The sequence below is a fragment of the Variovorax glucosi genome, from assembly GCF_051216695.1.
GTDB lineage: Bacteria > Pseudomonadota > Gammaproteobacteria > Burkholderiales > Burkholderiaceae_C > Variovorax.
On record NZ_JBPJZE010000004.1, the window covers coordinates 237,247 to 249,426 of the forward strand.

A 12,180-nucleotide genomic window follows, 5' to 3' on the forward strand; every position below is an offset into this window, starting at 1 on the left:
CGCTATTTGAAGTTTGAGAGGTTTAGTCAATGGATATTGCGGTAGTCAACGGGTTTCCTCGTTTTTCGGGTTCAGCGGAAATCGAATACATCACCCGATTCATAAAGGCAGCAAATCGGCTTGGGCACCGTGCCTATGAAGTCGTCACTTCCGACGATATTCACGAGTGTCAGCCAGATTTCGTCCTGGTCACGCACGAGTTCACGCCAAAGCTGACTCCTTTTTTTACTGTAGGCGCGCTTTGGAGTCCGCCAGAGTTTTTTAATAGGGACGCAAGGCGCGTAAGATCAATTAGGAGCTATGACGCCTGCTTGGTAGGCGCTCCTTCGGTAGGCAGATTTTTAGATGATCTCGATTTCGCTACCGGAATTTCAAAACCACGCTCCGACTTCAACTTTCTTCCAACCGCGCTCTCAACAGACTTTCGGCCACGGGCGGCGTCCGAACCGTTCGAGCTTGTCTATTTTGGTGTGCATTGGGATGGGCTTCGGCACAACAAGCTGCTTGAGGCTCTAAGTGACGCTGGCGAATTGAATCTTTATGGACCGTCGGGGAGCTGGAACAGTTATCCAAAATCCTATCGTGGGGCAGTCGCGTTTGATGGGAACTCGGTTGCTGAAACACTTGCTCGTCATGGAATTGCACTTTGCATTCATAAACAGGAGCACTACCACGCAAATACGCCTTCCATGCGCTTGTTCGAGGCGGCTGCTGCAAGCTGCTTAATCATTTCAGATGGGATTGATTTTGCCCGGGAGACGCTGGGTAACAGCGCTTTCTACCTCAACATGTCTGCGCCGCCCGAAGAAAATGCAGCAGAGATTCTGCGTATCGTGAAGTGGGCAAACGATAACCCGCGACTTGCCAATCAGATGGCCCGATGCTGTCATGACATCCTTAAGGAAACGTACTCGATTGAAAAGCAACTCGAGAAATGCTGCGCGTTCGTTGCTTCGGCAAAAGCAGCCGCAGCAACGAAACTAACTGCTGCAGTTGCTAAATTTTCGCGGGCTCATGTGTCTGGAAAATCTAGGGGACGTTCCCCTGCACTTGTCGATGTGATCATACGTACCGGTGGTCGCGACCTAAGTTTGCTGCGACGTGCTATCCGCAGCGTAACGTCGCAAACGCTCGGAACCTACAAGATATTGCTGGTCGATTACAAAGGGCGTGAGGATGTACGCCAGGTTGCCGCTGAGGAGGCCACCTCACGTGTGTCCATTCAGTATCTTCGCTCACCTGATAATGGTGCCCGAAGTACCGCACTGTGGACTGGCCTCCAGAATGTAACCGCGCCCTTTTTCGCGAATCAGGACGACGACGATACTTTTTCGCCAGAGCATCTCCCAACTCTTCTTTCTAGCGCACTTGAGTTTCCTGATCACGATTTTTACTATAGTGGACTTATCCGAGTAGAAGAAGATGCTGGCGACTTTATTTCTGCTCCAAATTTCCAGGGTCCCCTTGAAATTGAAATTTCAGAGCGCAAAGATCTCGTATTTCTTGATTCATTCAATTTGGCCAACCTTGTCGGGTTGAGAAACTTCATCGGTTCGAACAGTTTCATTGCGCGTTCTGAATGCCTTGATACGCGACTGCTTCAAGATCCATTCTTGGTCGTTGGCGAGGATATGTACCTTTATCTGATGCTTGCAAGGAAGCGCGCGTTCAAATCTAGCGGTACGCCAACGGCGTTCTGGCATTGGCGTTCGACGAGTAAGGGTAACTCCATGCTCAACGTACAAGATGAAGGCTGGCAGCGTGAAGGTCACAAACTACTGTTGCGGCTAGCAAACGAGCAGTTTTGCAATGGACTAACCTTCGAGGCGATGCGACTCATGCTAAGTGGTATGGCCGCTCAATCCTGGCCTCTTATGCCGGCTACGTTCCCGGCTGGGGAGGAGCATTATCTTTCGAGTAACTATTTGCCGCTTGACCGCCAGCTATGTTTCCACGGCGCAGAAACTCATGGCATATGGTCTAGCGCTAAGAAGGCAATGCTTCGGGTCCGACTTGAGGAAAGTGCAAAGACGATGACCGTGAGGCTGACCTTTAGTGCCGCAGGATCCAGTAAGTTGCCAAACCAAATTGTCGCTATCGACATTAACGGACAGGATTTTTTCAGAGGTCGAGTTGATAACTGGACTTCTATTACTGTGGAGAAAGACATTGAATTTCAGAGCGTAATGCATGCACTTTTCATTACCGTGCGTTGCGAACATTTATTCAACCCGTTAGCCGCTGGGACGGGAAACGACTCGCGCGATCTGGGCGTATATCTCGCGAAACTAAGTTATGTGACACTGCTCGATGCAGTAAGTAAGAAAGCTTATGAGCCAAGTTAACGAATTCAACGAAATATCTTGGCGGATCATGCGCCTTTCTCGCGAAGCAAACGAGCAAGGTCTTGCCGCCGATGCAACTCGGCTCGTAGAACTCGCAGCCGATGTGGAACTGCTCTCTGACGATCTGCAAATGTGCTGGGGCGGGCCGCTAAATGGACAAAGTGGACGGAAAGCAATATTTGAGCAAATCTTAGGCGTCTCTAAATTTGATGGGATTCTCGAAACAGGGACGTTTCGCGGAATTACCACGGAGTGGCTTGCGGAACATTACGCTGGACCCATCGCTACGTGCGAACTTGAGAAGCTCTATCTGTTGCAAGCGCAAAATAGACTTTCAAAGTATTCAAATGTAACCCTGAGTCTGCTGGATTCACGCGAATTTCTAACTCGCTCGCTAGATAACACAGCGCATGACGATCAACTATTCATCTATCTCGACGCACATTGGAAGGATGATCTCCCCTTGGCGCGCGAGCTTGAAATTATCGATCAGTCAGGTGTAAAAGCAATTATTGCGATCGATGACTTTAGAGTGCCTGGGGACCCAGGGTACAAGTACGATGATTATGGTCCTGGACGGGCGCTTACCATCGACCTTATTGAGTTTTTAAAGACAAAGGGCTATCGCATCTACTTTCCTGCACTCCCATCCAATCTCGAGGATGGATCCAAAAGCGGGGTCTGCGTTCTTACGCGTCTAATGATACAAGAGCTCGATGCCTGCGATTTGCTTCGCGGAGGAGATTGGCGAGACTGGCGCATTGTCGAACTGGACGTGCTCCTTCGTGAAGCGTTGGGAAAAGCCGAAAAGTACGATGTACTGCTTGCAGAACAGGCCACTGAGTTGCCGATCGCTGACTCTGAGCCAGAAATTGAAGCGGAGATCAAACCTGCTCTAGAGCCAGTGCCGGTTGATGATGGATCCGCGGAATGGATTCCCATTGCCGAAGGATTTATTCGAAAGCTGTCGCCACACCTTCAAGCTGATGCCTATCTCCGCTTTGTGCCAGATATTGCATTGCTGCTTGCCCGACATCAGGAATTTGAGAGTTTGCTTGAACGACTTGCAACTCACGCTGACCGGACGGACGAAGATTCCCGAGAAAGACTGGAGGTCGGGCGCGCTTTGGTCGAGGAGCGAGCTCATGCCCTTCAACTGGTCCGCCAGATCCATCATCTTCGAGAGCGACTGCATGAAACTGAAGGAGAGCCGAAAAGCGTTGGGTTGCATTCGTCCAGCCTTCGCTTTGTCCAGACACTGCCGTCCTATGACAAAGAAGTGGTCCTCCGAATTATTGGCGAATTAAAGAACTCCCGCGGACTAAAAATGTTGTCGCACCTAGCTCCAAGCGCACGTTTGAACATACTACGTCTCGAATCCGAAATAACGAAACCCGGATTACAGAATCTATAGGCTGAGCTTTTGCTCGACGAATAGCAGGTAATGGCATCAGATCCAGAATTGACTTCGGCCGAGAACCGCGCTCTTTTCCCGGAAGCGTTGAAAGTCGATGCTGAAACTGCGCTTCTGAATTCAATCCTCGCATTGCAGCGAGCACAGGAGGAGGCTCTGCAGGCACATATCGTGTCTGCGCAATTTAGCGCCGTTTCCACCGAGCTTGAAGTCCAGCGTGCCGAAGTCCGTCGACTGTCTGCAGAAATCGAGGCCGTTCGATTCAGTGTGTCTTGGCGATTGACCGCCCCAGTTCGCCATTTGTTTGCATCTTTTCCATGGCTCGGCAAAGGATTGCGCGCGGTGGCATCTGGCCTGCGCGCATTTCTTGACCAAGGACACTTGGACAACGGTGCAGCCCCAGGCGACTCGTCCAAGTTATCAAGCTCAACCAGCGTTGGCACCACATGTGCACCACCTGCAGAGCTGTTTCGCGACCCATCGACCGACGCCAGCATTGCATTGCCGCTTTCATTTGCCCCAACGTTGCAGCACGACGAAACCCGGATAGCCGCGATCATTCATCTTGAGAATGCAGATTTTGCTAACGAATGCCGACGTTATCTAGATTGCATCGATGAAAAAATAGACGTTTATATTTCAACGTCTAGCGTGTTTCATGCAGCACAACTTGAGATGTTGTTTCAAGGATTTTCCGGAGGAAAAGTCGATGTTCGCGTTGCGGACAACAGCGGCGGCGAGGGCGTTTGCCGACTCACCACCTTCAAGAACGTGTATGCAGAATATACGTACATCCTGTACCTTCACGGATTGCGAACCGATGCTGCGCTGCAAGGTGCACCTTGGCGACAGTTTTTACTGGAAACGCTGGTCGGAAACGGCTCCTCGGCAAGATACATCTTGTCATTGATGGACAAAGCACCTGATCTGGGGATGGTGGGCGTGCAGCATTTTGAGCCGAAACGCCAACAACTCGGGTGGGGCGAAAGTTTTCAAATCGGTCAATTGCTCGCAAGGCAGATGGGCATCGCATTGAATCATTCCAGCAAACTGGACTTTCCTTCGGGTTCAATGTTCTGGGCTCGCTCGGCAGCATTGGCGCCGTTGTTGAAATTGAAGCTGACGGCAGATGACTTCGAGAATTTGGATGGTTTGGCTTCCGCGTCTGCTTCTCAGGCCATAGAGCGAATTTATTACTTCATCTGCGAGAAAGCGGGTTTTCGTTGGTTAAAGGTTGCGCAAGTCGAGTTTTATAAAAATACGCCCCGGATTGATTTTGTCGAAACTCCGGCAATGCTGAAAGAATGGATAGATGCAAATTTTCTATCATTGCTAGCGCCTGATGAGCCTAGATCGCATTTTGAGAAGCAGACGGCTGTAGCCCATCCTACTAATGCGTTGATAACTCGTATTCAGCGGCACTCTTCAGGCCATTGCACACGGCTGTTTGAAGCTGAAGTTAAAAAGCGCGTCGCGATTGGGCTCTCGATCAGGAACCATTCCCGTATCGATGTTCGCCGAGCGATCGACGCGGCGAAGACTTCCTTCTCAAATTGTCTTGAAGTCGCCGCTACATCGATCTATATTCCCCGTAGCGCAGCCAAGATAATAGATCTGACCCTCAAAAATTCATCCGTCGAAGTCATCGATGAGATAAGTGGAATTGGTGAGGCTGCTATTCACAATAGCATGATGAAAGCCGCATTTTCCAATGGTGCGAGCCATTACGTGGCGCTGAATCCCGAGGGCGTGATGCATCCCTCTGCAGCAACGGCCCTGATTCGCGTGCTTGCGGCGAACCATGACAAGGCATTAGTCGAGGCGATCAGGTTTCCCGAGGCGGACCCTGAGCCGTACGGCGTGTTCGATTTTGAAGTAGCTTCGATGTCGGGGGAATGCATGATGGTTTCCCGTGTGGCTTATGAGCTGCTTGGAGGATTCGACGAGCAACTCTCCGATCCATTTGCAGCCGCCGATCTTTCATGGCGCGCGCGCGCCGCAGGCCTGTCTTTAAAGAGATGTCCGCATGCGCTCTTCCTATTGGCGCGAAAAAAACACTTCATCGCTGAGGCTAACGTCTCCGAAGAGATCGAGCGGCGTCGCTCAACTATTTATCTGGCGCGCAAATGGGGACAGTCACAAGAGTCTGAACATTTCGCATCGAAGCAGTCGAGCGCCATGGGCATTGATTTGGCTTCCATTGATCCAGTTGTTGTTCCATCCGAATGGTTTCCCTATGCGGATGTAGACAATCTAGGTCGCTTTGCTTCGTACGTTGGTCCGCGTGATGAATGAATCACAAGTTGACTGCATTATTCGTTTCCATGACGGTAGCCGGATCATGGAGCTTGAGCGTTGCATTTTCTCGCTGATCGGTCAGACACACTCAAATGTTCATATCATCCTCGCAACGCAGCGCTTTTCGGTGGACGAACAGGATCGATTACGCGCCGCATTTGAGCCGATGCTTTCGACTTTCGGTGCGCCAGCCCTCACGATCGTTAACTGGCAGTTTGAGTTTCCAAGGGATGCACGGACCGAACTGCTAAATCTTGGGCTGGGCGCGGTGACCGGTCGATACGTTGCATTTCTGGATTATGACGATACGCTGTATCCACAAGCCTATGAAACGCTTATGTCGCGCCTCGAAAATACGAGTGCTGCTATCGCTTTTGCGTCGGTCCGGACCGTTAAAGTGGATGTTTACACCGATTTTGTGAACGTTGTCGGACCTGTAAAGGCACCATTTGCGGGTTCTGGGCTTTTCGATTTGATCCGCGGGAATTTTTGTCCTATTCATTCGTATATGATAGATCGCGCCCGATTGCCGAAAGAAATACTGGCTTTCGATACCGCTTTAAACTGGGAAGAGGACTACGATTTTCTGCTAAGAATATGTGCCTACGCGCCCGCGGACTTTGAACTGCTCGGCAGCTTCATTGGCGATTACTATTTTAAGACCGATGGCAGCAATTCCATTTGGACTGACGACATGCTTTCAGCCAGCAAGATTTCGATCTACCGCGAGGTCGCGGCTCGAATCGAAATGAGGCGGCAACTGACGCGGATCAGCGCCGATGTTCAGGCTGGCCTTGATGATCATTATTCGTTTGATCCAGAGTTGACGATACGTGGGCTTTTGGAACGTTTGGATGGAAAGCCGGTGCCGAAAAATGGCGAAATTTCAATTTATAACGAGTACTCAAACTTGATACAACCCCCGAAAGTTCAGGGCGACCCGAAAACGCTCGAGACCATTGCGTTGAGTCGCCAGCTCGCAGTAGCGGAGGTTGCGGCAAGGCGGTCTTCCGTTCGAATTGCCGAGTTGGAACTCGCACTCACCAAAGCCGCAGAGGCGTTGGAGCGTACAAAGTTTGTACATGCGGAAGAAATCCGAGCGATTTACGAATCCAGCAGTTGGCGCGCGACCAAACCTTTGCGGTGGGTCAAAGACCGAATCCTTGAAACATCGGTAAAAGCGCGGCACCTTTCCACATTGCGTGAGCGCCATGGTGGCATCAAGCCATTGTTGACACGTGGATATCAAATTTTCATTGAGTCTGGTTATTCAGGAATGCGCGAACATCTGAAAGCTTCGTCCAGACCGTTGAACGACTATGTAGACTGGGTACTTCGGTACGATACGTTGGACGACTTTCAAAGAGTCTCGATGCGTCGTCGCATCGAGGGGATGACCAATAAGCATTTAATTTCCATCGTCATGCCGACGTACAACCCCAACCCTGTCTGGCTGGCGGAAGCGATACGGTCGGTTCAAGCCCAGCTTTACCCTTTTTGGGAACTTTGTATTGCTGACGATGCCTCTCCAAACGCTGAATGCCGCAGCATCCTGCAGCAGTTCGAGAGGGAGGATTCGCGCATCAAGGTCGTTTATAGAGAGAAGAACGGTCATATATCGGCTGCCTCAAACAGTGCATTGGCACTGGCTACTGGGCAGTGGATAGCGTTGATGGACCACGACGATCTGCTGCCTGAGCATGCTTTGTTTCATGTTGCCGAGGCCATTCAAGCCAACCCGACGGCTCGGCTGATTTATTCGGACGAAGACAAGATCGACGTCCGAGGCGAACGTAAGGAGCCTTATTTCAAGTCCGACTGGAATATCGATCTCTTTTATTCACAGAACATGTTTTCGCATCTTGGGGTATTCGAAGCTACGCTGATGCTCGAGGTAGGTGGGTTCAGGCTGGGAATGGAAGGTTCGCAAGATTACGATCTGGTTCTCCGCTGTATCGAGCATCTTGAGCCAAGGCAGGTGGTACATATTCCACGTATTCTTTATCACTGGCGTGTGCACTCGGAAAGCACTGCCGGTTCGTCCGATGCAAAACCCTATGCTCAAATCGCTGGCGAGCGCGCTCTGAACTCTCATTTCCAGCGGACCGGCATTCGGGGCCGCGTTGAGTTCATTGGTCATGGCTATCGGGCGCACTACGATCTGCCGGTCGAACAACCGCTCGCGTCGATCATTATTCCCACGAGAAACGCGCTTGCTCTGGTACGGCAGTGTGTCGAGAGCATCATCGCGTTGACGGATTACTCAAATTACGAGATCGTCATCGTGGATAACGGATCAGACGATGTAGAGGCACTTGAGTATTTCGAGATTATTTCGAGGAAGTCAGGCATCAGGATACTTCGTGACGATCGCGATTTCAATTATTCTGCGTTGAACAATAGAGCGGTTGCCATGTCGGCTGGTGCCGTTGTTGCACTGGTCAATAACGATATCGAAGTGATTTCCCCGGAATGGCTTTCCGAAATGGTGTCGATCGCGCTGCAGCCAGGTGTTGGCGCGGTCGGAGCGAAGCTCTGGTATCCGGACGATACCCTCCAGCATGGTGGAGTGGTGCTCGGTATGGGCGGAGTAGCCAGCCACGCCCACAAGACGCTTCCGAAAGGGCAGTTGGGATATTTCGGTCGCGCCGACTTGATCCAGTCGTTTTCAGCGGTCACAGCCGCTTGTCTTGTGGTGCGTAAGGAGCATTATGAGGCGGTCGGTGGCCTAGACGAAGATCATCTCAAGGTCGCCTTTAACGACATCGACTTCTGCCTTAGGCTGCGTGAGGCGGGACTGCGCAATGTATGGACCCCCTACGCGCAGCTCTACCATCACGAATCGGCAACGCGCGGTGACGACGTCGCTCCGGAGAAGCAGAAACGCTTTAATAAAGAAATTCAGTATATGCAAGCCCGCTGGGGTGATACATTGCAACTTGATCCTTTCTACAACCCGAATCTTACACTCTCGATAGAAGATTTCGGTCTCGCTTGGCCGCCGAGAATTACTCAGTAAACAGGAAGAATATTCCGATTTCGCGACTCCGCAGATCTTTCTCGCCTTTGAGGAGCTTGGTCTGGGGAATGTCGGGCTGAATCTCGAAAGTGACAGTCCCGGTTGTTCCCAGCGGCTGAACAGATGTCATCATCCTCTCGTAATAGCAATGTTCGTCGTAACAGAAGAAGTCACGTTTCTTGTCTGTTGTCATTGTCAGCATGCCACTTCTAGGTCCGCACAGGACTGAAAATCCTTCGATCTTCTGTTGGCTCCCCAAATTGACGGTGAGTGGCTTTCCTTCTTGAACAAGCGCATAGTCGGCTTCGAAGCCATGGCGCAAGAATTTGCGCTTGCTGTCCTCCGCGAAATGACCGATGTCCAACGCGTTGTAGCGATGCCTAGTTGGTTGCGATCCCCTGCGCACCTGAGGTGCTCCCAAGATCCCCAAGAAGCTCAAGAGCTTCTCCGCATACAGCTGAGCACCCAGGGGCGTGGGATGAACTTCATCTACTAGAAGCGAGGGGATGTCGACTTGCTGCAGAAAAAAATCGTTCGATAGCGAAAGTACAGGCGTTGAATAGACTGAGCAGACTTTTAAAATGATCGATTCGAGCATGTCGTCCGCATAATTGACGTCGGCTCTTGGAAGATTGAAGAACGCCACTTCCTTGCCGCGCTCATGACAGGCAAGAATAAGTCTTTCAACGTGCTGCCATATTTCCCGATGATAAGCATTGTTATAGGCGGCGTGCTGCTGATATACCTGTCGCACATAGCTTGTCGCTATCTCAAAAACGACGCGGGTGCAGTCAGGATGGCGGTCGAGAACATGGTCGATGAAATACGGAAGACTCTCTGTTGTAATACCGCCAATTCCGCACTTTCTAAGTTCTATTCCCAAATTCTGAGTTTGTGCAGTCCGTTGTGCGATCGGAAAGTAGCTGCTGGGCATCTCTGTTACGCTGAAGCCAATGACGAGTATTTTTTCCGTCTGAGCGGATCTGGAAATTTGGATGTTTTGGATGACCGTCACGGTAATATTCCATGGGTTCGAATTGAATGACGCTCAATACTATCTTGTGTCGCCGCATTAGCGTGTCGGTAACAAACGATTCCCTGTACGTCAATGGCAGTGCCCGTGATGACATCGAACCGGTTTAAGGGTCAACGGCCGTCAAACGGCCCGCTCCGTCCGAGCACGCCATCGAGCAAGCCACGCACCATCATCCGGACGTAATTCATCCTGGGTGCGACGAACAGCGCCGTTCCAAGGAACTTAAGCAGCAACCGCGGCACGTCTTGTGCGATCCACACCTTCGGCGTTTCCTTGCGTCCGTAGAGCAGAACCCGGTTCCGCATGATGTAGTAAAGCCGAATCGGCTTGTGAATCATCACCCCGCCGGGTTTCAGCCACGTTGCGCGCAACGTGTCCCCGATGCTGTGGCGCATCCGTGCGTCGCAAATGCCGAACAGTGCGAAGCCGTGATGGCGCGCGCGAAAGCACCATTCCATGTCGACGTTGTCGATGAAAAGGCGCTCATCCATGCCGCCAATATGCTCCAGTACGTCCAGCGGTATCAGGCTGCCCGAGGAGATCAGAAAGTCGCAGCGCACGCGTTGGCCAGGTCTGCCGTATAGCTTACGGTTTAGCGGGAAACCCATCTCGATGAAAGGTGCGACGTGTCCGTTGCGCCTATCGCTGAACTGCGGACCGACGGCTGCAATCAGTTCGGTCCTGCCAAGATCCTCGTAAGCCGCCTTAAGCGTTGCGACCATTCGCGGATCGAGCAGGCTGTCTTGGTCAAGCAGCAGAAGATAGGTGAAACCGGCAGCGCACGCATGCGCGGCCGCGCGGTTCATGGCTGCGCCAAGTCCAACGTTGGTCGGTGAGCGGACAACGACAACGCCATCAGCCTCGGCTCGTTCGAGAAAAGCGGGGAACCCCGCGAATGCCGACCCCGCGGTTGCGTTGTCGAACAACAGAACCTGTCCGACCTGCGGCGCTACGCTGTCCAGTACCTGGCTCAGCACGTCGAGTTGGGGCTGGTAAGTAATGACGACAGCGCACACGTCGACGCAATGTCGAGCCACAGAAGTTGTCGGTTTTTCTGAATCGTCCTGGCGCAGATCTTTCATTTGCGCAGTAGCAGGAAATCGCTCAAGGCAGAGCGCGGACCGTTCGAAAATTGCGAGTAGCGGCCACTTGCGTACTCGCGCGCGATGGCGGCCAGACGCGCCGGCCATCGGAGCGGCGGCGTGGCGCGAAACCGTGCGTGCGTGAGCCGATCGCGCAACATCTGCAGATCCGTTTCGCGGAGGCGCAGCGGGCCTGCCTCGGCGATATCGAGCAACGTCTGAGTGCGCAACAGCGTGCGCGTCATGAATTCGAGGCGCGACATGCCGCCGCCCGTCAGTCGTTCGACGAAACCGCGACGGCGCGCACCGACCTGGTTGCTGGCGTGCTGTCGGTAATCGATGCTTGGCGCTTCAAGGCAATCGATCGTTCCGATGAATGTTGCGATCATCGCCAACCATTCATCATGGATCCATCCCGCGGGAACGACGGGCGCTCGCTCGAACACCTTGCGCCGCACCGCCATCGTTGCCCCAGTCACCATGTTGCGGCGTACGAGGACCTCGAATGCACGTCCGGCGTGGATCGCCTCCAATTCCTCGCGTGTGACCTCCAGCGCTTCGAAGAGACCGCAATGGATGTCCTTGCCGCTGCCGTCGACCAAACGCGCATCGCTGTGCAGCATCATCAGATCGGGCCTACGTTCGAATTCCGGCAGGAAGCGCTCGATCTTGGTCGGATGCCAGACGTCGTCCTGATCGCACAAGAAGACGATTTCGCCAGTGGTCGCCTGTAGCGCCTGCCCAAAATTTCCGACGTAGCCGAGGTTGCGGGCGTTTTGATGAAGCTCCAGCCGGATGCCAGTTGCGCGGATGCGCGGCGCATACGATTCGAGAAGCGCCCAGGTGCCGTCCGGCGAAACGTCGTCGAACACGACGATTTCCTGCGGCAGCCGGCTTTGAGCAAGGATGCTGTCGAGTTGCGCCCCGAGGTACGACTCGCCCTTGTAGGTGCACAGGGCGACCGAAACGACGGTAGCACTTGGCAA

Annotated in this window: 7 protein-coding genes; 4 read left to right on the plus strand and 3 right to left on the minus strand. The window is 52.6% G+C overall.

The window, feature by feature from the left end; all coding sequences use genetic code 11:
* The first annotated feature begins 29 nt into the window (after positions 1-29).
* The 4 genes from ACSFA3_RS19540 to ACSFA3_RS19555 are packed head-to-tail and all read left to right on the plus strand — an operon-like array spanning position 30 to position 9,076.
* Positions 30-2,345: a glycosyltransferase gene (locus tag ACSFA3_RS19540; RefSeq protein WP_435507150.1), complete on the plus strand. Its 2,316-nt coding sequence runs from the start codon at positions 30-32 to the stop codon at positions 2,343-2,345.
* Positions 2,332-3,759, plus strand: coding sequence for an O-methyltransferase (locus ACSFA3_RS19545; RefSeq protein ID WP_435507151.1), 1,428 nt, complete (start codon positions 2,332-2,334; stop codon positions 3,757-3,759). Before ACSFA3_RS19540 ends, ACSFA3_RS19545 begins: the two co-directional genes overlap by 14 nt.
* A 30-nt stretch (positions 3,760-3,789) precedes the next feature.
* The gene (locus ACSFA3_RS19550; protein WP_435507152.1) at positions 3,790-6,054 is read left to right on the plus strand and encodes a rhamnan synthesis F family protein; all 2,265 of its coding nucleotides are present in this window, start codon (positions 3,790-3,792) and stop codon (positions 6,052-6,054) included.
* Positions 6,047-9,076, plus strand: coding sequence for a glycosyltransferase (locus tag ACSFA3_RS19555; protein WP_435507153.1), 3,030 nt, complete (start codon positions 6,047-6,049; stop codon positions 9,074-9,076). The genes ACSFA3_RS19550 and ACSFA3_RS19555 overlap by 8 nt, the downstream gene beginning before the upstream one ends.
* Here the strand turns inward: ACSFA3_RS19555 and ACSFA3_RS19560 are convergent.
* From ACSFA3_RS19560 to ACSFA3_RS19570, 3 genes are all read right to left on the minus strand, one after another.
* Positions 9,066-10,091, minus strand: coding sequence for an SGNH/GDSL hydrolase family protein (locus tag ACSFA3_RS19560; RefSeq protein ID WP_435507154.1), 1,026 nt, complete (start codon positions 10,089-10,091; stop codon positions 9,066-9,068). The genes ACSFA3_RS19555 and ACSFA3_RS19560 overlap by 11 nt on opposite strands.
* Positions 10,092-10,222: 131 nt before the next feature.
* Entirely contained in the window at positions 10,223-11,194 is a 972-nt protein-coding gene (locus ACSFA3_RS19565; RefSeq protein WP_435507155.1) for a glycosyltransferase, read from the minus strand.
* Entirely contained in the window at positions 11,191-12,180 is a 990-nt protein-coding gene (locus ACSFA3_RS19570) for a glycosyltransferase family 2 protein (protein WP_435507156.1), read from the minus strand. The genes ACSFA3_RS19565 and ACSFA3_RS19570 overlap by 4 nt, the downstream gene beginning before the upstream one ends.

What these genes read in the sequence shown, in the direction of transcription:
- ACSFA3_RS19540 (WP_435507150.1), top strand. Translation starts at nt 30, where the DNA reads ATGGATATTGCGGTAGTCAACGGGTTTCCTCGTTTTTCGGGTTCAGCG.
- ACSFA3_RS19545 (WP_435507151.1), top strand. Translation starts at nt 2,332, where the DNA reads ATGAGCCAAGTTAACGAATTCAACGAAATATCTTGGCGGATCATGCGC.
- ACSFA3_RS19550 (WP_435507152.1), top strand. Translation starts at nt 3,790, where the DNA reads ATGGCATCAGATCCAGAATTGACTTCGGCCGAGAACCGCGCTCTTTTC.
- ACSFA3_RS19555 (WP_435507153.1), top strand. Translation starts at nt 6,047, where the DNA reads ATGAATGAATCACAAGTTGACTGCATTATTCGTTTCCATGACGGTAGC.
- ACSFA3_RS19565 (WP_435507155.1), bottom strand. Translation starts at nt 11,194, where the DNA reads ATGAAAGATCTGCGCCAGGACGATTCAGAAAAACCGACAACTTCTGTG.